This window comes from Stagnihabitans lacustris (genome assembly GCF_025950525.1).
GTDB lineage: Bacteria > Pseudomonadota > Alphaproteobacteria > Rhodobacterales > Rhodobacteraceae > Stagnihabitans.
Genome location: NZ_JAPDGS010000017.1, coordinates 1 through 22,764, shown reverse-complemented (window position 1 = coordinate 22,764; position 22,764 = coordinate 1). Strand labels below are relative to the sequence as shown.

19 protein-coding genes and 1 tRNA gene are annotated in these 22,764 nt (G+C 59.7%); 12 read left to right on the top strand and 8 right to left on the bottom strand.

Translation table 11 applies throughout. The features are described from left to right. The coding region (locus NX862_RS19175) for a hypothetical protein (RefSeq protein WP_264495541.1) at window positions 1-370 on the top strand (370 nt) is incomplete at its 5' end. Between the two features lie 14 nt (window positions 371-384). On the opposite strand, the gene NX862_RS19170 is transcribed toward NX862_RS19175, so the two are convergent. The 4 genes from NX862_RS19170 to NX862_RS19155 are packed head-to-tail and all read right to left on the bottom strand — an operon-like array spanning window position 385 to window position 7,562. Beyond that, complete coding sequence (locus NX862_RS19170) at window positions 385-2,022, bottom strand: type I restriction-modification system subunit M (protein WP_264495540.1); 1,638 nt, start codon at window positions 2,020-2,022, stop codon at window positions 385-387. Continuing rightward, window positions 2,019-3,152, bottom strand: a complete 1,134-nt coding sequence (locus tag NX862_RS19165; protein ID WP_264495539.1) for an AAA family ATPase — start codon at window positions 3,150-3,152, stop codon at window positions 2,019-2,021. Before NX862_RS19165 ends, NX862_RS19170 begins: the two co-directional genes overlap by 4 nt. Beyond that, complete coding sequence (locus NX862_RS19160) at window positions 3,149-4,426, bottom strand: restriction endonuclease subunit S (protein WP_264495538.1); 1,278 nt, start codon at window positions 4,424-4,426, stop codon at window positions 3,149-3,151. The genes NX862_RS19165 and NX862_RS19160 overlap by 4 nt, the downstream gene beginning before the upstream one ends. Beyond that, window positions 4,416-7,562, bottom strand: coding sequence for a type I restriction endonuclease subunit R (locus NX862_RS19155; protein WP_264495537.1), 3,147 nt, complete (start codon window positions 7,560-7,562; stop codon window positions 4,416-4,418). Before NX862_RS19155 ends, NX862_RS19160 begins: the two co-directional genes overlap by 11 nt. A gap of 307 nt (window positions 7,563-7,869) precedes the next feature. On the opposite strand from NX862_RS19155, the gene NX862_RS19150 reads away from it, so the two are divergent. Genes NX862_RS19150 through NX862_RS19140 form a run of 3 tightly spaced genes read left to right on the top strand, consistent with a single transcriptional unit; the run spans window position 7,870 to window position 10,606 of the window. Continuing rightward, on the top strand, window positions 7,870-8,232 hold the full coding sequence (locus tag NX862_RS19150) for a hypothetical protein (protein ID WP_264495536.1): 363 nt from the start codon (window positions 7,870-7,872) through the stop codon (window positions 8,230-8,232). Then, window positions 8,232-8,558 carry a hypothetical protein gene (locus NX862_RS19145; RefSeq protein ID WP_264495535.1) on the top strand — a complete coding sequence of 109 codons (327 nt, stop codon included), beginning with the start codon at window positions 8,232-8,234 and terminating at the stop codon, window positions 8,556-8,558. Before NX862_RS19150 ends, NX862_RS19145 begins: the two co-directional genes overlap by 1 nt. 8 nt (window positions 8,559-8,566) lie before the next feature. Next, window positions 8,567-10,606, top strand: coding sequence for a relaxase/mobilization nuclease domain-containing protein (locus NX862_RS19140; RefSeq protein ID WP_264495534.1), 2,040 nt, complete (start codon window positions 8,567-8,569; stop codon window positions 10,604-10,606). 181 nt (window positions 10,607-10,787) lie between these two features. On the opposite strand, the gene NX862_RS19135 is transcribed toward NX862_RS19140, so the two are convergent. Next, window positions 10,788-12,065 carry a sensor histidine kinase gene (locus NX862_RS19135; RefSeq protein WP_264495533.1) on the bottom strand — a complete coding sequence of 426 codons (1,278 nt, stop codon included), beginning with the start codon at window positions 12,063-12,065 and terminating at the stop codon, window positions 10,788-10,790. Further along, window positions 12,062-12,733: a response regulator transcription factor gene (locus NX862_RS19130; protein ID WP_264495532.1), complete on the bottom strand. Its 672-nt coding sequence runs from the start codon at window positions 12,731-12,733 to the stop codon at window positions 12,062-12,064. Before NX862_RS19130 ends, NX862_RS19135 begins: the two co-directional genes overlap by 4 nt. Before the next feature lie 228 nt (window positions 12,734-12,961). Here NX862_RS19130 and NX862_RS19125 point away from each other — a divergent pair, with 228 nt between their 5' ends. The 4 genes from NX862_RS19125 to NX862_RS19110 all read left to right on the top strand — a co-directional run bounded on the left by NX862_RS19125 (window position 12,962) and on the right by NX862_RS19110 (window position 15,779). Beyond that, the gene (locus NX862_RS19125) at window positions 12,962-13,582 is read left to right on the top strand and encodes a hypothetical protein (protein ID WP_264495531.1); all 621 of its coding nucleotides are present in this window, start codon (window positions 12,962-12,964) and stop codon (window positions 13,580-13,582) included. Window positions 13,583-13,587: 5 nt separating this feature from the next. Next, entirely contained in the window at window positions 13,588-14,361 is a 774-nt protein-coding gene (locus tag NX862_RS19120) for a COG4705 family protein (protein WP_264495530.1), read from the top strand. 65 nt (window positions 14,362-14,426) lie between these two features. Continuing rightward, the gene (locus NX862_RS19115) at window positions 14,427-15,209 is read left to right on the top strand and encodes a COG4705 family protein (RefSeq protein ID WP_264495529.1); all 783 of its coding nucleotides are present in this window, start codon (window positions 14,427-14,429) and stop codon (window positions 15,207-15,209) included. Window positions 15,210-15,347: 138 nt separating this feature from the next. Next, window positions 15,348-15,779, top strand: coding sequence for an EamA family transporter (locus tag NX862_RS19110; protein WP_264495528.1), 432 nt, complete (start codon window positions 15,348-15,350; stop codon window positions 15,777-15,779). A gap of 222 nt (window positions 15,780-16,001) precedes the next feature. Here NX862_RS19110 and NX862_RS19105 read toward each other — a convergent pair whose 3' ends face one another. After that, window positions 16,002-16,271: a helix-turn-helix domain-containing protein gene (locus NX862_RS19105; protein WP_264495527.1), complete on the bottom strand. Its 270-nt coding sequence runs from the start codon at window positions 16,269-16,271 to the stop codon at window positions 16,002-16,004. A 114-nt stretch (window positions 16,272-16,385) separates the two neighbouring features. On the opposite strand from NX862_RS19105, the gene NX862_RS19100 reads away from it, so the two are divergent. The 4 genes from NX862_RS19100 (at window position 16,386) to NX862_RS19085 (ending at window position 22,731) form a co-directional block, all read left to right on the top strand. After that, window positions 16,386-16,910 (top strand): hypothetical protein, encoded by a 525-nt coding sequence (locus tag NX862_RS19100; protein ID WP_264495526.1) that lies wholly within the window; start codon window positions 16,386-16,388, stop codon window positions 16,908-16,910. A 65-nt stretch (window positions 16,911-16,975) separates the two neighbouring features. Then, complete coding sequence (locus NX862_RS19095; RefSeq protein WP_264495525.1) at window positions 16,976-17,914, top strand: GIY-YIG nuclease family protein; 939 nt, start codon at window positions 16,976-16,978, stop codon at window positions 17,912-17,914. Between the two features lie 71 nt (window positions 17,915-17,985). Next, entirely contained in the window at window positions 17,986-20,175 is a 2,190-nt protein-coding gene (locus NX862_RS19090) for an AAA family ATPase (protein WP_264495524.1), read from the top strand. A gap of 810 nt (window positions 20,176-20,985) precedes the next feature. Further along, window positions 20,986-22,731, top strand: a complete 1,746-nt coding sequence (locus tag NX862_RS19085; RefSeq protein WP_264495542.1) for a recombinase family protein — start codon at window positions 20,986-20,988, stop codon at window positions 22,729-22,731. Here NX862_RS19085 and NX862_RS19080 read toward each other — a convergent pair. Continuing rightward, window positions 22,688-22,764, bottom strand: a tRNA-Met gene (locus NX862_RS19080). The genes NX862_RS19085 and NX862_RS19080 overlap by 44 nt on opposite strands.

The following is a 22,764-nucleotide window of genomic DNA, read 5'->3' as shown; positions in this document are numbered from 1 at the left end:
CGCCTCAGTGTATCTGCTTGTCTTCATTCGGAATCTCCTCGTTCATCTTGGCGAGAAAATTCTACTTATCCAGCCCCTTAAGAATGGGGGGGATTACCACCTGTTGACATCGATCCGGCTGATCCCTGTTGAGGGAAAGGTCGTTCTTGAACTTGTCGGGGAACTGGCTGGCTTGCTGTCACTTGGGGGCCAAAATGAACAAAGCCGCGCTTGTGGCGCGGCTGGTTCGACAAAACTGGTTGCGGGGGCGAGAATTGGACACTGTTTCATTCCATCCGTTCGCCACACTCATCTTCAGATCGCTCAGCCCAAGACCGATCCGACCAATTTGACCGCCGACACTCTCCAACGACGAAGCCTCACAAGCTAGGACGAAGCCTTCCCTTAGGGCAAAGTAGGGAGCCCCAGGTCTCTGAGGAACGCGTCGTGCTTCATCTTCGCCTCGGAGATTTCCTTTTCAAGGTCATTAAGTTTACCCCAATTCTCAGACAAGTCGATCTCCTCTTCACCCACGGCAGTGCTTATGTAACGAGAAATGTTGAGATTATAGCCCTCTTCGGCGATCCGATCCAACGTGACCCGCTTGGAATAGCGCTCCTCCTCTGTGCGGAACCGGTAGGTCGAAATAATCTTACCGATGTGATCGGGGGCCCCGTCTTTGCCATCCCCAAGTTGGTTCTGACGCTTGCTCTTCACGAAATGCTCCGCAGCATTGATGAAGAGCACGTCGTCAGGCTTCTTGCACTTCTTCAGGACAAGGATGCAAACCGGGATCCCCGTCGAGTAGAACAAGTTCGCTGGCAGACCGATGACGGTATCGATGTGACCATCCTTTAGCAGCTTGGTGCGGATCTTTTCTTCTGCGCCTCCCCTAAAGAGGACCCCATGCGGGAGGATGATGGCCATCACGCCCTCGTCCTTCAGGTAGTGAAACCCGTGCAGCAGGAATGCGAAATCGGCAGCGGATTTCGGCGCCAAACCATAGTTCTTGAACCTCACGTCCTCGCCCATCGCTTCGGTCGGCTCCCAACGGAGGCTGAAGGGCGGATTGGCTACGATGGCGTCGAACGAGGGCTTCTTGGCGGGGTTCAGTTCACGCAGGATATCCCAGTCATTGGCCAGGGTATCGCCATGGAAAATCTCGAACTCGGTGTCCTTGACGCCGTGCAGCAACATGTTCATGCGCGCAAGGTTGTAGGTCGTGATGTTGCTTTCCTGGCCGAAGATTTTGCCGATGCCGTGCGGGCCCATGCGTTTGCGAATGTTGAGCAAGAGCGATCCCGAGCCGCAAGCGAAGTCCAGAACGCTTGCCAGGCGTTCCTTTTTGCCTGTTTTAGGCTCTTGGCTGTCCAAGGTCACGATGGCCGACAAGATGTCTGATACCTGTTGCGGAGTGTAGAACTCCCCTGCCTTCTTACCTGAGCCGGCAGCGAACTGCCCGATCAGGTATTCGTAGGCATTTCCAAGATCATCGGCATCGGCAGAGAGCTCAGCAAGCCCCCTGGCGATCTCGGAGATGATGGCACAGAGCTTCTTGTTCTTTTCAGTCTGGGTCTTTCCCAGCTTTTCTGAATAGAGGTTGATCTCCGAAAACAGTCCACCGAACGTGCTCTGGAAAGACTCATTCTCGATGTATTTGAAGCCCTCATAAAGGGTCAGCAGAAGCTCATCACTCTGACGACGAGCCAGGTCAGCGATGTTGTTCCACAGGTAGGGCGGTTGGATCACGTAATGCACCTTGCGGCGCATCTGCTTCTCGAACTCGGCCACGTCTTCAGGGTTCGCATCGTACCATGCCTGGAGCGGTGTTCTCGCGCCGAGGCGCTCAAGGACATCCGGCATGTCGATGTAATCGCTCCCCAGCTCCCGCTTTGCCGCGGCCTCGTAGTTGCCAGAGAGATAACGCAAGAACAGGAATGAGAGCATGTAGTCGCGGAAATCGTCCGCATTCATGGAACCGCGGAGAGTGTCGGCGATGTTCCAGAGCGTCTTGCCCAGTTCCTTTTGGGTTTGATCGTTCATGGCGTTTCAGCCTCCTCTACGGCAGGCGCCGCGACAGGTGCGGGCGCATGGAGAACAAAGTTATACTTTTTCTTCAAGCCCAAGAAAACCTTGTCGAAAAGCTCTCTGGGATCCTTCTTGAGGACGTCGCCCTCAAAATAATAGACCTTCTTGTGAGAAAGCGTGTTGATCACCCGCGCCACCTCGTCGGGATCGTCGACACCTATTTCTCTGAGCACGTAGCCAAACTGACCCACGCCCAGGAAAGAGGCCACATTTTCCAGAACCTGCCGCAACAGAGCGAAGTGAAAGGCCATGACCTCGTTCGCCGCCCAGGCCTGCTCAAGCAGCTGCAGAAGGCGCAAATGATATAGCAAAACGTCCTTTTCCGAGTTCTCTAAAGAGAGCTCTCCATGCTTTGCGCTTAGGATGCAAACCTTTGCCTTATTCTTGAACTTGCTGGACTTCTCGCCCTTTTTTAGCCAGTCCGCGAGGATCGCAAAGAAGCCGAGATGATGCGTGGTGATGATGATCTTGCGCTTCTCGAAGTGGTCCTCGATCAGATCGAACAGCGTTGTCGCCGTGATGAAGATGTTGTGATCATCCAGACTGGAAACGGGATCATCGATGAAGAAGTGGGAGGCTTGCTGGTCGGCCCAGCCTTCGACCTCGAAGAGCGCAAGGAAGAAGCACCAGACGAAGATCCGCTCTTCACCGCGCGAGATCTTGTAAGCGACTTTTGAGACGTTGCTGGCGTCTTCGGGGTCTGGCACTTCCTGAAAGAAGGAGACCGCCTCGATGCCATCCTCCGGGTTGTCGTGGAGGATGAACTCAAACTGGTAACCAGGCTTGAAGCGGTTCAGTTTCTCGCGGATACCAACTTCGTTCAGGGAACTGTGGAACTTGTTCAGACTGCACTTCCGGATTTCCAGCCGGATGGGCGCACCGTCATTCTCGGAATCGTTCTGCCAAACGAACAGATCCTCGCTGTAGGCATTGTAATAGACACCTGCATGCGCGCCGTCCTCTCCCTTCGTTTCGTCCTTGTAGGCAACCGAGAGCCGCGTCTTGCCTGTTGCGTTGAAGGCGTAGACCAAGACGATGTTTTCTTTTGCGTCGCGGATGGCGGCAGCGATTTCACTATGATTCACGAGTCAATCTCAGCAAAGGACGGGAAAAGCATTTGCATCAAGCCTTTCTTGTGGGTCTTGAGGGTGTCGAGCTTTTGGGCCTCTGCGGTGATCAGATCTTCGAGGGAGGTAAGGCAGTCGGCGATACGTTGCTGCTCGTCTTCATACGGTGAGATAGAGATCGTCACGCTGTTTAACACATCGACCGACAAGCCCGGCTGAGCCTGGCCTGTCGCGTATTGGTTCAGGTCCAAGTGATTGAGAACGTAGAACAGCCAATCAACAAGGATCCCCTCTTTGGGACTGGCGACCACGGCATGTTCTGTCGCGTGGAACTTTCCCTCGGCAAATCTCACGTTCCCGCAAAGCGCACCCTGTCGCCCAATCAGAGGGTATCTGCCGGAATGTGTGGAAGTGACGGTGTAGCCACGAAGGCCGTTGCCACCGTAACAGGGGAATAGCCCCGAGCCACTGCGCTCCTGGATCTCAGACGCAGCCACGAACTTTCCGGCTTGCATGTTGCACGCTGTTTGCAGCTTCGCTTCTCTCCACGCCCCTGAGCCCTTGAATTCCGGGAAGCGGAGGCGAGGTTGGGTCTCGGCGGGTATCTTGAGACCATTTTCGATGCGCTCTGGCCGGGGGAAGAGCTGCTGCATCAGGCCCTTCTTGTGGGCCTTCAGCGCCTCCACCTTCCGCCCCTGCGCGGCGATCAGAGCATCCGCCGAGTCCAGGCAGTCGGCGATCTTTTGTTGTTCAGATGGGCCGGGTACTGGGATCTCAACGTCGAAGAATGTTTCCTTGCTGATGTTCAGCAAGCCATTGCTGCGCGCGCCGCTTGTGATGTGCTTCTTAAGCTGTCTTCCATGCTGGTTCTGCTCAAAGCAGTTCTGGAAGAAGCTGTTCGAATATCCATCCTTAAGGCGGAAGGCGATGAACACGTTCGGGGCTGCCACCTGACCCCAACCTTGCAACAGGTAGATGCAACCTTGAGGAAATTTCAGCGAGTTTCCCTTGTTGAAGACGAAGTCACCATCCCGAACCAACGTGTAGAGCTGATACTGGTTTCCTGAGATATCACGTCCGAACTTCTCGGCCTGAGGCACAAAGCCGATGCCGGCAGAAATGCTGACAGGGGTGAGCTTCCTTTCGCCGACACGTTCATCAACCGGAACCGATGCTTTTCGCAGGCTCACAGCTTCCCATGCTGGGGATTCCTGGAACTCCGGAAACCGCAGCTTCGGCACCAATCCAGATGCACCGCCCGCCTCGGTGGATGATTTCCCCTTACTGCTCATATGCGCTCAGCCCCGAAATCTCGCGCCCACCGGCTCGCTTCAACAGCATCGGCACCAGGTCGGCCATCAGGTCCAGTTCCTTCACCCGCCGTGCCTTCCAGTTCAGCCCAAGAGGTTCCATCAGGTCGGTCAGTGCTTCGCCGTCAAAGATCATGCGTTGCAGGATCGTATCGACGAAGCCTTGCAGCGCCTCGATGGCCAACCCGTGGGTTCCCGCGATGCCCGCCAACTCCGTCGCATTCTTCTCGGCCTTGAACCGGCTGTAGCCCTCGCGAATGGCCTTTTCGTCGAGCCCCTCCCCCGCCTTCAGGGTGTTGATATAAGCCGCGATGTCCTCGCGTTCATCCATGAACTTGGCGTCCGACTGGATGAGGCCGATCAGCTCTTCGCGGCTCATCTTGTGCTTGCCGGGGGTCGCATCGGAATAGCGGGCAATCAGGCCCATGATGTAGTCATAGTCGATGACGGCCGAGGCAAAGAGGACGAACTCAAAGTCCAACTGGTCGACGTCTGGGGCAGGCTTCTCGGCGCTCTTGTCCTGCTTGCTCCGCAGGCGCTGAGCCGACTCGAGATAGGCCCCCCGGAAGCCGCGCAGATCGTCGACCGGCAAGATCTTCTCGATCGTTTCGGTGTTTTCGGGCGTGAGGTCGGTGTATTGATCAAGCTGGGTCTTGAGGCGCTGAACTTCCTTGAACCGCTCGATGAAGACCGCATGGGCGGCATCGCCTCTTAGCCGTGGCACCTCATGGGGCGCGCAGTCGAGGCCCTGGGACTTCATGAAGGCGTCAAGCTTCTGCACGGCGGCTTCAAGTTTCTCGATGACCACGGGCGCCTTGTCGACCAGCCAGATCTCGCGGGCCTTTTCTGCGGCGGCCTCGCCCGAGAAGAGGGCGATGGCGGCATCCACCGCGTCTTGTTGCTGGCGGAAATCCAGGATGTTTCCATAAGGCTTGGTGGCGTTCAGCACGCGGTTCGTGCGCGAGAAGGCCTGGATCAGGCCGTGGTGCTTCAGGTTCTTGTCGACGTAAAGGGTGTTCAGGAACTTGGAGTCAAAGCCGGTCAAAAGCATGTCGACCACGATCGTGATGTCGATCTTGTGGTTCAGCTGGTTGGGGTAGGCCTTTCTGAGGTCGGCATCCGGCCATTGCTGATCTTTGATGCGCTTTTGCACATCCTGATAGTAGAGGTCGAATTCGCCGATCTTGTGGTTGGTGCCATAATGGGCGTTGTAGTCGGCGAGGATGGCTTTCAGGGCCTCCTTTTTCTTTTCCGGCTCGACCGTGTTGTCTTCCTTTTCCTGCGGCAGATCTTCCTGGATCTGCTTCACGTCCGGATCACCTTCGGCAGGCGGCGAGAAGACGCATGCGATGTTCAGCGGCCTGAAGTCGGGATCAGCGGCGAGCTTTTCGGCCTGCAAGGTCTTGAAGAGGGCGTGATACTCGATGGCGTCATTGATCGATGACGTGGCGAGGAGGGCGTTGAACCGACGCTGACCCGTGGCCTGGTCGTGCTTGGCAAGGATCGCCTCAATCACCGCCCTCTTGGCCAGGGGTTCACCGGGCTTGGGCTGGGCTTTGCCTTGCGGTTTGAAATAGTCGACATGGAACCGGAGAACGTTGCCGTCCTCGATGGCGTGGGTGATCGTGTAGGTGTGAAGGCGCTGCTGGAACAGGTCTTCCGTTGTCTTCATGCTGCCCAGAGTGTCTTCGATCTTCTGCTGGGCCGCATTCTGCTCGAAGATGGGCGTCCCTGTGAAGCCGAACAACTGGGCGCGCGGAAAGAACTCCTTGATGGCCTTGTGGTTTTCGCCAAACTGCGAGCGATGGCATTCGTCAAAGATGATCGCGATCCGCTTGTCGCGAAGGGGCTCCAGCTGCTCTTTGAAGCTTTTCTTGCCGTCTTTCTTCTGCTGCTTGTTGCGCTTGCTGTTTTCGTCCAGCGCCAGGCCAAGTTTTTGGATCGTACAGACGATGACCTTGTCCGAATAGTCATCCGAGACCAGGCGGCGCACCAGCGAAGCCGTGTTGGTGTTTTCCTCGACACATCCTTCCTGGAACTTGTTGAACTCCTCACGGGTCTGGCGGTCCAGATCCTTTCTATCCACAACGAAGAGACATTTCTCGATGTCGGGATTGTCCTTGAGCAAGGTCGAAGCCTTGAACGACGTAAGCGTCTTGCCGCTTCCGGTCGTGTGCCAAACATATCCATTGCCGCAATCCTGGGCGATGGAGTCGACAATCGCCTTCACCGCGTAGACTTGGTACGGCCTCATCATCAGAAGCTTCTGCTCGCTTGCGACAAGGACCATGTATCGGCTGAGGGTTTGGCCGAGAGTGCATTTGACGAGGAACGTTTCGGCGAAACTGTCGAGGTGAACGATCTTCCTGTTGTCGGCATCGGCGAACTCGTAGACCGGAAGAAAGCGCTCCTCGGCATTGAACGCGAAATGGCGCGCATTGTTGTTCGCGAAGTAGAAGGTCCTGTCGCGGTTGCTGACGATGAAGAGCTGAAGGAAGCACAAGATCGTCTTGGAATAACCATTCCCTGGATCGTTCTTGTAGTCGACGATCTGCTCCATGGCACGGCGCGGGTTGATGCCGAGCGTCTTCAGTTCGATCTGAACGACAGGAACGCCGTTGATCAAAAGGATGACGTCATACCGGTGGTGGCTGTTGTCCGTATTGATGCGGAGTTGGTTCACCACCTCATAGGAGTTCTTGCACCAGTCCTTGATGTTCACGAGCGTGAAGTTGAGCGGCGTGCCATCGTCGCGGGTGAAGTTGTTCCGTTCACGCAAAGTTCTTGCAGCCGTGAAGACGTCCGGCGTGACGATGGTCTCCAGAAGACGCTGAAACTCGCTATCCGTTAGCGTGACCCGATTCAGCTGTTCAAACTTCGCCCTAAAATTTGCCTCAAGGGTTGCACGATCGCAGATGTCCGGGCGATATTCATACTTGAGCGCCGTAAGCTTCGCGACGAGGGCTTCTTCAATGTCCCGTTCAGGTTTGCTCGTTGCCATCGCGACCTTCAAAATCTTCTTTGTTCTCGTTGCAGTCTGACCGATCGACCCGTGATGACCCGACCTTCTCAGGCTTTCTGTGCCAACCCGGCAAGAAGGTCTTGCTTCACGCGACATCGCTTCATGAAGGGTAACGTAGTGAACATGCATCAAAAAGAAAACAGCTGGCAGCCTGACACCCTGCGGTTAACCGCCGAAATACCCTGCAGAAGATCGACCTAGCCGGACGCAGCACTGGCAAAGGGATTTACAAGCATCGCCTCCCTAGGCACGTCACGCATGGCATTCCGGCAGCACTTGGATCACCAGCCGCCGTGATCCCACCCACCCGGTCGCATTTTTGTGGATTGCGAAAGGAGGACTGTTCCCAAAACGATTTTCTTGTTCATCTTAAGTGTCACCTGCAACCAAAAAGGTGATCCTCATGGAAAATCCAGAAAATCCCAAAGTGGCAAAGACGTCCACGCCAAAGCCGCGCACGAAAATTGCCGCAAGCTCGACGAAGATTCTCGCCGATCTGATCCGCAAAGCAGAGCCTGACCCCGATCGCCCGCTCCACGGAATTGACGCGATTTCAGCTGTCGAAAAGGTCTTGCGTGCTGCGTTGAGGCGCGGCGTGACGATAAGTCAGATCGTCGAGATCCTGCGCGAAGTTGGCATCGATCTTCGCCCTTCAACCATCCAAACATATCTCCGCATCTTGGAACAGGAGCATTCCGACGCGCCCAAGAAGAAGGCCGCCTCCACGAACGGCACTCCGCAGGGTCCTGCCTCTGGGACAGTCTGATGAAGGACGAGGCCGCACCGAAAGCACGCTCGGAAAAGCGGAGGGCGGTCCATCTGATCGCCCTTCGGCTGAACGATGAGAAGTTCATTCAGCTGAGCAACATGGCCAACGAGGCTGGTGCGATCTCGCCCGGTCGCATGGCACGCATCCTGATCTCGCAAATCCTGGACGATCCGCTGGGCGCAGAGATGCACGCGTGGCAGCAACGCCAGACGTTGATCGCATTGCGTGGTACGTGCTTCAAGCTCTTGTCTCTATTGAACGATCGGGATCAGCGCGAGGCCCTCGGTGCAATGATCCGCGATATTGATGCAGGTCCATCATGATACCGAAGATGATCCGACAGTCCTGGAAGGACACGCGAGGCCACGGCCTTGCCGCAAGGGGCCGATATGTAGGGCAAAAGGCCTTTGCGACGGACTGCCGCTGGATCGGGGGCGATTTTTCAAACGGCCCGGAACAGATGGTGGCGACCTGCAAACATCACCGCCACAATCCAAAAACTGCTTTCGTTCATGTGATGCTCTCTTGGCGCGAAGGAGAAAAGCCTACGACCAGAGAGATTTTCGCGGCAGCGGACCACGCTTTGGAACGGCTCGGCGCGCAGGGACATGAAGCGATTTATGGAATTCATGACGACACCAAGAACATCCATGTCCACATTCTGTTCAGCCGTGTTCACCCAGTTTCGGGCAGACTCCTAAATCTCTGGGAAAGCTTCAAAACCCTTGAGCTCGCCTGCAGGGAGATCGAAGTGAAACAGGGATGGTCGCCGGACAATGGCCGGTTCGATGCCATCATCGACGGATCCGGGCCAACGCCTAGGGTCGCTCTTCAACACAAGGCTGCCGCGTATTGGGCGCTCAAGAAGATCAGGCGCATGACCGGCAGCCAGCCCCGGCAATGCGATCATGATTTCAGCCGGGGCTCTGGATACCTGCCGCTTCAACTCCGACTGCCCAAGAGGATCATCGAGAGAATCGTGGGGCTCTGCCGAACGGCGACGGATTGGGCATCTCTGCATGCAGGGCTGGCGGACTGGGGCCTGGTCTTCCGCCGCACCAGGCGCGGTGCCGTAATCGGCATAGACAGGACCGATGACTGGACCTGCGCCAGTCACCTTGCACCCGATCTCAGTTTTCCGCGATTGGCGAAACGCCTCGGTGATTTTGCGGCCGCAGCAGATCCAAGGCCGATGCCGCCGATGCCGAAGGCAGACCTCGTGCTTGAAGGCACGCCATCCGAAGCTGCAAGGCGCCTCCTCGCACTGAAGTGGTTCGCAAAGGACCTGCCGAGCCGCCTGCACCGGATGCTGACCGCACATCCCTTTGTCACGGATCATGTCTCGAGCCTCAAGATGACCGCACAGACGGCACATCTTTCCCTTTCAGGCGGCGGATGGATCCGCGATCAAGACGGGAAGATTCATGTCGGCGGCGAAGGATCGCCGCTCCTGAAATGCCTGGCTGCCGTTCTGATGGCGCAGCAAAGGGGCTGGAACAAGGTTACATGGTCGGGTGACAGGTCCCTTGGCACTAGAATCAGCGCAATCGCAAAGGAAAGAGGTCTCGTCGGCGAAGAGCCAGGCGAGATACCCGCCGCGCCTCCCTACTGTCTGACCTACGACCGGCAGGACGTCCTCTTGAAGAGATCACGGCAAGCTCAGACGAACATCGAGGATCGCAGAAAGCGCCAGGAAATCCGCGACCTGCTCGTGGCCACGGTCGATGGCGTCGCAGAGAAAATCGAGCCCCTCCTCCGTGACTTGAGGCCGGACCGGCGCCGTCTCGTGAGCCGAGCCCTGGAAGGCGCGATGCGCAAGAATGCCATCGAGACGACAGACCTTCGCCCGGCTGCGATCCGCTTGCACGCGCGAGATGCGAAAGAAGAGACGGGGGCCCTTCTGGGCGCCTTGCGGCATCGAAACCCACAGATGAATCACCCAACCCTGGAGTTTGACATCATTGATAGACTGATCGGCCCTCTCATCGCCCGCGGACCACAGGGCAAAGTCGTTCTCGGCGATCTGGTTAACCTGACCGAGACCGTCGTCCTCCTCGCCCATCGAGACGACGGCCGGATCTGCGGCTACGAATTTGCGGTGGTTGACCGCACCGCGCCCGAGGTAGGACGAATCCGGGGCAGTCTGATGTCCTCAGGCCGCCTGCCAACCGGCGGTCGAAATCCCACAGGAGAGATGACCGTCAGCAATCTGGGAGAAGTCCTGGATCATCTGAACCCCGCGATGAAGAGCCACGTGACATTGATCTCGCTCGGTCAAGCCTCGGGGCCCGGATCCTATCTGCCCCGGCCAGAACTGCGCGATCAAGAACCCCGCATCGATATGTCGAATGAGGAGGGATATGGATTATGACGTTTCTTGAAGTTGGAAAGGGCGGAGAGCGGTCGGTCGCTTGCTTTGCCTTCGGGCACGGAACACCTGGCAAAGCAGCCCTTCGAGGTGCGGTTCTGCGTAACTTCCGTATCACCGTCTTCGGCTGGAGGAACTTTTCGGTCTGGGGCGCTACACCATGGCCCTCGGCAGGCCATGCGCTTCACCCGGCCGGAAGCGGCAGCCTGATCTCGACCTTCAGGCCGGGATTGTTGTCGTCCAGCCGGACCGAGCCATCATGACAAGATGCGATGGCCTCGACCATGGCAAGGCCCAGACCAGTCCCGGCAGAGGAGCGACTGCCATCGAGGCGCACGAAGCGTTGCAGCACGCGGGCGCGGTCGGCCTCGGGGATGCCAGGACCTTGGTCGGAGACGGCAAGGACGGCGCTGTCTCCTTCGGTCCGCAAGGAAAGGGTGATCTCGCAGGGGGGCGTATGGGTCAGGGCGTTCTGAACCAGGTTGACCAAGGCCTGCAGGATCAGCTCGCGGTCGACGGGGGCAATGACTCGGTCCTTCGGCAGGCTTAGGGTCAGCTTGTGACCGGTATCAGGTTCGAACAGCTCGGCCACCTCGACCATGAGCGCAGCAAGATCTTGCGGGAAAGCCTCCAGAGGAACGGTGCGCGATTGCAGCCGGGACAGCCGCAGGATGGCGTCGAAGGTGGCCGAGATGGAGTCAATCTCTTCCACAGCTCGGGCGATTTCGGGTCCGGGCAGCGGTTCCAGCCGCAGCCGCAGGCGCGAGAGGGGCGCGCGCAGGTCATGGGCCACATCGGTCGAGACCTGGCGGATCGCGGCCATCCCGGCTTCTAGCCTGTCTAAGGTCTGATCCACCTCTTGCGCCACCCGGTCAAGGTCATCGCTGCCCCTGGCACCGATGCGGGCCGCGTGGTTTCCGGCGCGGACGGCCAGAAGCACATCCTGCATATGGGCGATCCTTGCCTCATTGCGCCGGGCCACCGCCAAGGCCAAAGCCACCGACAGAACCAGCGCCGCCCCAAGCCCCCAGGCGGTGGTCTGCAACAGGACCTCACGGCTTTCGGTGATCCAGGCATCGTCACGGCCGACCATCAGCCAACCCGAACCAAGTTGAATCCCGAAGGCCACGTAGCCGTCGGGACCTTCGCCGGAAGCGCTGATATTGCGCGCACCCTCGAAGCGTGTGGGGTTTTGGATATTGCCAAGCCGCGTGCCGTCCGCACCTTGCCATTCCACCACCACCGCGCGGTCCGGTGTTGCGGCAATCGCCGCGATCAGTTCGGCCAGATCCTGCGGGTCCTGTGTGCTGGCAAGGCTTTGCGCCGTATGGGCCACGTCCTGTTCGAGCCGCTTTTGCAGGTCCTGGGCCTGAAGGATATAGGACATGCCACCAGCAACCACCGCCGCCAACGCAAAGACCGCCGAGATGGCCAGGGCAAAGCGCATCGAGGACGAGATCATGGCTGGAACACGTAGCCCACGCCATGCAGCGTGGTCAGGTAGGGTTTGGCGAAGGGCTTGTCGATCTTGGAGCGCAGCCGGCTGATATGGGTTTCAACCACCGAGGTCTTGGGGTCGAAATGCAATCCCCAGACGGCTTCCAGGAGGATAGTGCGGGTTTGCACCCGACCCGGACGCTCCATGAAGTGTTTCAACAGCAGGAACTCGCGGGGTTGCAGGTCGATCGCCTGCCCCTCGCGCCAGGCCTCGCGCTTCATGAGGTCCAGCCGCAAATCGCCCGCCACCAGTTCGGTGACCTCGGCCCGCAGGGCGGGGCGGCGGGCGATCGTGTCGATGCGCGCCAGAAGCTCGGCCATGGCAAAGGGCTTGACCATGTAGTCATCGGCCCCGGCGCGCAGCCCCGCCACCCGGTCCTCGACCGCGCCCATCGCCGTCAAGAGGATCACAGGCGTGGCGATTTGCGCGGCCCGCAGGGATTTCAGCACCGAAAGCCCGTCCAGCCCTGGCATCATGCGGTCGAGAATCAGCAGGTCATAGGTCCCGATCATCGCCTGGGTCAGCGCCTCGCGCCCATCGGGAAGCGCATCGACGGCATGACCTTCGCCGCCCAAGCCCCGGGCGAGCCAGGCGGCAGTTTCGGCATCGTCTTCGGCCAGAAGGATCTTCATGTCAGCCCCTGATCTTTGTCCCGGCAGCACCGGTCGTCTATAGCACCACCCGCACCGGGCCTGCCACCGCAACCCTTGCGGCACGGTCCCCGGCCGAACCTGTCCGAGGCCTTACCGATTTGTAAGGCAGGATCTTACGAAACTGTAAGCTCTTGGCCATGAGGCGCGGGAAAGCCCGGCTCAGAAGGGGGTCATGCGGCGCCAAGCCGTGCCAAACCCGAGGAGCCCATGCGCAACCTGATCCTGTCCACCGCACTCATAGCCTTGCCCGTCCTGGGCTTCGTGCTGATCGAGACGCACCTTTCCACGCCCGCCGCCGCCACGACTGAAGCCAGTGTGGCAGGGCTTGGCGACCTTTCGGCCTATGCGGCCATTGCCTCCGACGTCCAGGCCATCGCGGCCAAGGGCGACTTGGTGGCTGCCGAGAAGCGCGCCACCGACCTGGAAGCCCTGTGGGACCAGAACGCCGCCGCGCTGCAAGCCAAGGACGGCGCAGCCTGGGGTGTGGTCGACAGCGCCTGTGACACGCTGTTCCACGCGCTGCGGGCGGGCAGCCCCGATGCTGCGGCGGTCGACCAAGCCGTGACCGGGCTTCTCGCCGCGCTTCAGGGCACGGCCCAGGCCACGGGCGGCGGGGTGCAATACATCAAGGGCATCGCCGTCACCGACGTCAATGGCCACAACCTCCCCTGCGAGACCCTGACCAAGGCCCTGGCCGCGGCGCTGGTCGCCAAGACCACCCCCGAGGCCGTGGCGCTGCAAGCCAAGGCGCTGGAGCGCTGCAATGCCGATGACGACGCCCATTCCAATGCCTTCGCCGCCGAGGCGCTGGCCCTGTTGCAAGGATGACCCCGATGGCCTTTACCCTCACCCCCGAAATGCCCCTCGTCGCCCCCGCAAACCGGGTCCCCGAGGTCACGCCCGCCTTCTGGCTGATCAAGCTGACCGCCGTGACCATGGGCGAGACAGCGGCGGATTTCCTGGCCATCAACCTGGGCCTGGGCCTTGGGGCCACGACGATCCTGATGACGGTCGTTCTTCTGGCCATGCTGGTCTGGCAGTTCGGCCAGCGCGCCTATCGCCCTGCGCCCTATTGGGCCGCCGTGGTCATGATCTCGGTCGTGGGCACGCTGATCACCGACAACATGACCGATGCGATGGGCGTGCCGCTGATTGCCTCGACGATCGGCTTCGCGCTGGTGCTGGCAGGCACTTTCGCGCTGTGGTTCGCCTCCGAGCGCACCTTGTCGATCCACGAGGTCTTCACCACAAGGCGTGAACTTTTCTACTGGGCCGCGATCCTCTTCACCTTTGCTTTGGGAACGGCGGCGGGTGACCTCGTGGCCGAGCGGTTCGGCGCAGGCTTCATGGCGACCGGGGCGCTGTTCGGCGCGATCATAGCCAGCCTGACCTTCGGCTACTACGTCCTGAAGCTGGATGCGATCTGGGCCTTCTGGCTCTGCTATATCTTCACCCGGCCGCTGGGCGCTTCGGTGGGCGATTTCCTGTCCCAACCGGCCGAGTTCGGCGGCCTGGGCCTTGGCACCTTGGTCACCTCGGCAGCTTTCCTGGCCATCATCGCCGCGACCGTCGCCACGATGACCCTGCAAGCGCGCAACCGCACCTGAACAGGGGCGTTACAGACCGGAGGGCGCCCGCGCAGGGGCGCCCTCCCCTAAAAAAGGAAGCCAAGATGATTTCTGTTTCTCCGACGCGGGCCTCCGCCGCCGTTTCCAAGATTGCCCAGGTGACCGCCGCCTTCTGGGCGCTGAAGATCCTCGCCACGACGCTTGGCGAGACGGCGGGCGACTTCCTCGCCCAGACGCTGGGCCTTGGCTATGTCGCGGGGCTTGCCATCACCGGGGCGATCCTTGCCGCGCTGCTGACGCTGCAACTGGCAGCAAAGACCTTCCATCCGGCCATCTTCTGGGCCGCGATCACCGGCACGACCATGGCGGGCACCGAGATCTCCGACCTGATGGATCGCACCCTGGGCTTGGGCTATGCGGCGGGTTCGGTCCTCCTGCTTGCGGGGCTTTTGGCCAGCCTCTTCATCTGGCACCGCCGCGCGGGCAGCCTGTCCATCGCTGCGATCCGCACGCGCGGCGTCGAGATGCTGTTCTGGGTCGCCGTGCTGTTCTCCAACAGCTTGGGCACGGCCTATGGCGATTTCCTCGTCGACAATGCGGGGCTGGGCTACATGCTGGCCGCCCTGGTCTGCACTGCGGTGATCGGCGCGGTCCTGGTCCTGCACTACCGGCACCTGATGAACGAGGTGGCGCTCTTCTGGGTGGCCTTCGTCTTCACCCGGCCCTTCGGCGCGACCTTCGGCGATCTTCTGACGAAACCCCTGGCCAAGGGCGGCCTCGACCTCGGCACCCTGAACGCTTCGCTGGTCTGCCTGGCGCTGATGATGGGCCTCGTCGGGGTTGCGATGCGGCGCAAGACCGGCACGGCCGCGACCCCGGCCGAGTGAGCCGGAGCGGTCCCGATCCGGCCTGCAGCTTCGGGTGGGTGCCCGGAGCTGCCTTGGCCTTGGCGTCGCGGACAAACCTTGTTGCAGGGCCCGCCCCTTCGTGCTGCTGTATCACGGAACCTCGCCTATGGAGCGCGCATGAAAATCTTCGCCACATGGCAAACCTGGGCACTGCTTTCCGCAACCTTTGCCGCTCTGACCGCGATATTTGCCAAGATCGGCATCCAGAATGTGAACTCCGATTTCGCAACCTTCGTGCGGACATTGGTCATCCTTTTGATCGCCGGGGGGATCGTCTTGGCAACGGGTCACTGGCAGGACCCGACGAAAATTCCTGCAAGGACCTGGGTGTTCCTGATCCTGTCGGGCTGCGCGACCGGACTGTCCTGGCTCTGCTATTTCCGGGCGCTTCACCTCGGCAATGCGTCCCAGGTCGCGCCGATCGACAAGCTGAGCGTGATGATGGTCGCCCTGATCGCGGTGGCCTTCCTGGGCGAAAGCCTGTCACTCGCCGCCTGGGCGGGCGTGGCACTGATCGCAGGCGGGGCCATCCTCGTGGCGGTGGGTTGATCCGGAGGCCCGGCGTGCAAGAAGGCTGGCACCCGTCGTGTAGCGCCGTATGACCGAAAGCCTGCTTTGGGAAAACAGCCCGCAAGGCTTCCGGTTCTCCTGATTGGCAGCTTTGGGCCGATCACGTCGATGAAGTCGGCTTGACCGTGATCTCAATCGGAGTTGTTCGTGGTCGCATGGGCTTCATTTTAATCCACCGAACTACCCCGTACCGATGACGAATCAGCTTTCGGGAATTATCCGCTCTGAGGGCGGCGTCCGAAGCCGGAGCCCCTCTCCTTTCCCGTCTTCCGCTCGGATAAACTCCACCCCCCCGAGCTCAAGCGTGCTCATGAGGCGCTCAACGATTTCAAGTCGGGACCTTCCTGGGCCGAATTTCGGATTCTCGATTCTCTGAATGGTTGGCAAAGAAATTCCTGATTTTTCAGCAAGTTCCGCCTGTTCCCAGCCCAAGAATAACCTTGCAGCCTTAATCTGAGCGATACTTATCATGTTTCAAACATCTTTTTTTATGCTCCATGATTGACTCCAGCGGTCGCTGTGGTTATGTTTTAAACATAACGCGCTGAACGTCAAACGTTAAGCCTCATTGCTCTGGAGAACCAAATGACCATTCAACTTGATTGCCTTGCTGAAATGCCGCTGCATCCCCTCCCGAAGGAAGACGTCGCCACGACGGCAGAGCGCGCCTTCGTCGACCTGACGGCACGTTTGGAGGACCTTTGTCTCGCTGAGACGGACCTGGACTGCGCCCCATTTGCGGATATCGCCTTTGACGATTGGTTCCGTGATGCCGAAGCAGCCCGGACGGCGGCGATCACTGCGGCAAGGTTTGTTCGTTATGCGCCAGCGATCAAGCCAACGGATGTCTATCTCGCGACCTTGGGAAAGGCCTTCGAGACCATGATGCTTACGACCGATCCGAAGGTTTACCGGCGCCTCCACGACTGCTTTGTTGCCGACGCTTCCCCTCGGCCCCCCACCGCGATCACCGGTTATGGCCTTGGCGCGGCGAAGTCTTTGCAGATGTTTCGCTTTCAGATCGCCAGGCTGCTCTCCTTTGAGGACTACCTCCCCGAAGCCATCAGCTTGGAACGCGCAGTTCCCGATGAGATCGCACCCTCGCTCTGAGATCGGTCGACGCTAGACCGCCTGAATCCCCGCAAGAAAGCCAGATGAAATGAAAGGGTATTCGTATGCCCAAGGAAAAGTTTTGCCTAGACCACCCCCAGGAAAGCCTCGTTGGAGAGCTGGACTTCAGCGGCAACCCCATGAATGAGAGGGTGGTTGCAGCCGCCAGACTCAAGGGTTTCTCGGCGATTGGCCGATTGAAAAAGAACGGATACTATGCCCTGCGATGCCTCAGCTGCTTTGAGATTGTCCGGGCGAGGCATTCCGTTGTTCTGCACTGTCAACCGACCTGCAAATCCTGTCTTGCGGGCAAGCACCGGAATGCAGCGAAGGCGGCGGGCTTGCAGCTGTTGCGGCGCGACCCTGACAACCGTCAGCACGCGTTCTTCCTCGCGGCATGCGGCCACGTGATCCGCCGGGAGTTTGACCTCGTGCAGCGAACAGCACGTGGCGAAGCCGGTGTTCGATGCGAGACTTGTCTCGCCGAAGAGCATCGAACGACGGCGGAGGCACGTGGCTGGGATTTGATCGGTCCTGATACTGAGGATCGGATCAACTATAGGCTGTACCGACATCAAAGCTGTGGGGCCGAACAGTCCGTAGCCATGGCCAACATGCAATCCGGAAGGTTCGGCTGCAGCACCTGTGGAACGGCGTGGCCAGCTTCACGAAGTGCCCTTTACGTGATGCAGTTCGAGCTCAAAGGCAACGTGAGCGCAATCAAACTTGGATTTTCGCGGGACCCGCAATCGCGGCTGACCTACCAGCTCCTGTCAGGCGTGGAAACGACGGGAAAGCTGCTCCGGGTCGTGGAAATGCAGACTGGGGCAACGGCAATCCGGACAGAGAAAGCCCTGCATAAGCGCATCGCCACCGAGATGCCCGATGCCCTGCTACCCCAACGCCTGTTCCAGGGGCAAATCCGCGTGCGGTCGGAGTTGTACTATCAGGCTGCCTTGCCCCTGATCAACCAATTGCTCGACGAGCTTGAGCCCGCCGCCTGACGCATCCCCAAAACCTCCATGCCTCAAACCGCCGTTAGGCGGCCGTCCCCCTATTTCGAGGAGAATCCCGCATGACCATTTCCCTTCTTTCGCTTATGGCCAAACATGGGTTGCCGGTTACGGACTGGCATGTTCTTGCCGATGATCTGTTGGCCCGTCTCGCCAGGGCCTCTGGCCGCGATTTCGCATTCATCGATGCGACTCCGGTGTCGAGGGTAGCGCCCTCGGCCTCCGCAAAACCCACTGCGCATCCAACCTCCGCCGAGGAGTTGGATGATATCTTTGCGGAACTTGACCGGGAACTCGAAGACGAGGATCGGGCAGGTCATCGCCCCGCGTTCATCCCCGCGGAGGACCTTGTCTTGAGGCCACGTGCAGAGGTCCTGATCTCGGTCCTGCGGATCGCCAAAAGCCTGCAGACAAGGCTGCGCTTGAACAATCTCTGTGCCGACAGGTCAGGGATCAGCTTGATCCTCACGAATGCGCCACGGCTTGATCCTGTGATCGCACGCATCCTTGGTATTGCCGTCGACCGGGACCTGATGGGGGAGGCTGACGTCAAACCCTACATCGCCTGCGTCTCGGAGACGGTGAGGCTCGGTGGCGAGGACCAAAGCAAGATCTTCGGAGGCCTCGGCGACACCTTGCGCGACGCGATCCAGCGCGGCCGTCCCATCATCCTCGTCGGAAGCGTCCATGCGGGTCTATCGAAGGCGATCAAAGGGCTGGACACAACCTCAATCGAACTGGCGGCCATGGATGAGGAGATGTTGAGTTTGGCTCTGCACCTCGGTTTTCCATTGGCCGATGCAATCAAACTCCCATCAGGCATGCGTGTCGGGCGCCTTGAACCCGAAGATCTGAGCATGGCCTTTCGAGCCGCCACCTCCGGTGAGGCGCTGGACCTCATCTCACGGCGCCTCTCTCCGAAGGCTTCGAAGGGTCCCGGATTGATGGATTTCCCCCTGCCGCCTGCGGTCAAATCGACCCTTCAGCTGATGATCCAGGATATGCAGGCCTGGCAAAGCGGTGAGATTCCCTGGTCTGAAGTGACGCGCGGGATCCTTCTGGTGGGTCCGCCCGGCACAGGAAAAACGGAGATTGCGCGGTTGCTTGCCCAAGAGGCAGGCTTCGAGACAATTGCAACCTCCCTGGCCCAATGGTCGGCGGAAAGCGCCCGTTCGGGCGACATGATCAAAGCCATGCGCAGCGCCTTTTCCCGCGCGGCAAGTTCGGCTCCATCCATTCTGTATATCGACGAGTTAGATGCGATCGGGGATCGCAATCGTGCGCCCGACCAGAATACGGCGTGGACCGATTTCATCATCGGGGCCTTGCTCGAAGCGTTGGATGGCTTTGCGGAACGCGCGGGTGTCGTCATCATCGGCGCGACAAACCATCTCGCAAAGATCGACCCCGCGATCCGGCGCCCAGGCCGGTTTGACATGATTGTCAGGCTTGAGAACCCAGGCACCGACCTCATGCCGGACGTCTTTCGCTGGCATCTCGGCAAGGACCTGCCCGCCGGCGATCTGGTTGGCCTTGCCCATATGGCGGGCGATATGTCCGGCGCCCAGGTTGCGGCTGCAGTGAGAGCGGCCCGATCGAAGGCAAGGGCTGCGCGGCGGGCTCTGTCTGTTCTGGATCTGGAAGCCGAGATCCAGATGATCAGGCCCCCTCTGCCTTCAGAGATGCACTGGAGGGTGGCCTTGCATGAAGCCGGGCATGCGATTGTCGCTGCGATCAAGGGCACAGCGGCCCCTCGGGTTTTGGCGATCGGCTCTGGTGGCGGCAGGATCGACATGGAAGGCAATCCGCGGGCCCTCACGCGCGATGGGGTCATGGGGACGCTGTGCTGCCTGATGGGAGGAAGGGCCGCAGAACAGTTGGTTCTGGGGGAGTACAGTGCCGGCGCAGGAGGCGGCTCTGACAGTGATCTAGCCAAAGCCACCCAGATCGCCACTGCGGCAGAGATTTCCTGGGGCTTGGGCAGCTCGCGGGTCTGGCTGGGAGACGCGGAACACGGGGTTTCCCGCCTCGTGCAAGACGCCATGCTTCGACAGAAGATCGAGGTGCAACTCTCGCGCGCCGAATGCGAAGCAGGGCGGCTTCTGGAGATTCACAGGGAGGTTCTGATCGACCTGGCAACCGCGCTTTGCCGTCACCACCGCATTGAGGGTTCGGATTTGGCGCGACTTTTGTCCCGTCTTCAGACAACCGACGTTAGTGCCGGAGTGGGCATGTCGGGCTTGCTGCAATGACCTGCGTCGAACGCCTTTGTAGGTCATTCGCAAGTGCAAGACCAAAGTCAGGAGGTCTGACCGAGGGAGGGGGTTTGCAAAGTTCCCCTTCTTTGATTTTGTTTCTTCTCCCTCCCGTCTTTCATCATCTTCTTCCGCGTCCCCCCCCTTTTCCGTTTCTTCTCTCTTTTCCCCGAAGCGGCACCTCTTCCCTTTTTCCTCTTTTCGGCCGCCTTGCCGGCACATTTCTTACTTTCCTGCTTTCTCCCTTTTGAACTTTCTTCCCTGTCGCGGAGGCTGGTCAGGCCGAAGGCGATGCGGCGCGGGTTATCTGGATTTTCCGGATTTTCTGACGGCAGGGCTGCGGGGATGGAGACGGGCGGATGAGGTATGGGGTGGACTTATCTGGTCAAAGAATTTCCTGCGGTGAGTTTTCCGGAAGTCTTGGGGGGTTTTCCACAATGCTCGCAATAGGTTGGCAAAACAGCTGCGGCGGGAGGGGCCTCAGGTCTGGTATATTGATCCCATGGGCGGCGGCGAGAGCCTGGCGCCCCGGATCAACAATCAGAAGCGCCGTGTCGGTTTTCCGGCAATGGCAGGGAGCAACTCGCAATGTCGCGGGATCGGAGAAGTCATGTCGGTCGGGGGGAGGGTGCAGCAGAAGCTGCGGCCCCTGCCCTGCCGGTGTCAGCTCCGGAAGCAACATCAGAGGCGGATGAACACCGCGAGCGGATGCGGCTGTTCATAAGAGCTTTAGCACGTGATTTGGCTCGATTGGACCACGCCCGCGAAGGGCATTGAGACAAAGACAGAACTGAGGAGTGGTAGACGATGACACAGGTCGTTCGCGTGGTGATCTATGCGCGGTTTTCGACGGACAAGCAGCGCGATGCTTCGATCGAGGACCAGGTGGACTCGTGCCGGGACTTTGCGGCACGTCAGGGTTGGGAGATCGTCGAGGTCTATAGTGACCGGGCTGTCTCCGGGGCTTCGATGTTTCGCCCAGGGATCGAGAAGCTGCAGCGCGATGCCCGGGCGGGGCGTTTTGACATCGTGCTCTCGGAAGCGATGGATCGGCTTTCGCGGAAGCTTTCGGACATTTCCCGGTTTCACGAGCTGATGGAACACCTCAACGTCAAGATCTGGACGCTGACGGAAGGCCGCGTCGATCAGATGATGATCGGGATGAAGGGGACGATGAACGCGATCCAGCTGCGCGATATCGCGGTGAAGACGGTTCGGGGTCAGAAGGGACGCGCGCGCAAGGGCAAGAGCGCCGGGGGCAATTCCTTTGGCTATGACGTGCTGCCCGGGGTCGATGTCGGTGGCAAGATGGAGCACGGCGATCGGGCGATCAATGCCCAAGAGGCCGCCGTCGTGCGGCGGATCTTCGAGGACTATGCCCGAGGCCACTCCCCGAAGAAGATTGCAGAGCGGCTGAACCTTGAACGTATTCCCGGGCCAAGGGGTGGAACCTGGGGCGCCTCGACGCTTCACGGCAACCGGGAACGCGGCACGGGGATTCTGAACAACGCGCTCTATGCCGGTGAACTCGTCTGGAACAAGCTGACCTATAGCAAGGACCCTGAGACAGGCAAAAGGGTCTCCCGCCAGAACCCTGACGAGATCGTCGAGAAGATCCCGGTGCCACATCTGCGGATCATCGATGATGCGCTGTGGCAGGCCGTTCGCAAGCGCCAGGGCACCCTGGTCTCGAAGGAGACGGATGTGCCGATCTGGGATCGCCGCCGACCGAGGACGTTGTTTTCCGGATTGATGGAATGTGGCTGCTGCGGCGCCGGGTTTTCGAAGGTGACGAAGGACAGCTTTGGCTGCTCTGCGGCACGCAACAAGGGCGCGGCGGTCTGCACGAACATGCGCCTGATCAAGCAGAAGGATCTCGAGTCCGCAGTGCTGGAGGCCCTGAGCGAGCATCTCATGGATCCCGAGGCCGTGGCGCTCTTCTGCGAGGAGTATACGGCCGAGCGCAACAAGCTTGCCGCAAAGGCGACGGAAGGTCGTGGCGCTTTGGAGAAGGAATTGGCCCAAGTGATCCGCAACCACGCAAAACTGGTGGATGCGATCATCGCGGGGGTCCCGGCGGATCAGGTGAAGGACAAGATGATCGGGCTCGATACGCGCCGCAAGGAGCTGGAAGCACAGCTGTCCTCGATGGCACAACCGGATGCGGTGCGATTGCACCCGGGGATGGCGGCGCATTACCGCGAGACGGTGGCGGATCTGATCCGCGGCCTTGCGGATACGGATCAGATGGAGACCTCGTGGGAGACCTTGCGTGCTTTGATCGACAAGATCGTGCTGACGCCGCAGAGCCCCGGTGGTGGATCGGGCTTGTCGATCGACCTTCATGGTGCCTTGGCGAGCCTGTTGCGCTTGGCCTTGGGGCTTCCGGTTGGTTCTGGGGGCGTCAAAATGCAAAAGGCCCCGCGTGGAGCGGGGCTTGGGGGAACGAAGCATGTCCAACCAGCGGGTGCTGACTTGGAAGGATTTGATATCACTGGAGAATTAGTGTTGGTTGCGGGGGCAGGATTTGAACCTGCGGCCTTCAGGTTATGAGCCTGACGAGCTACCGGGCTGCTCCACCCCGCG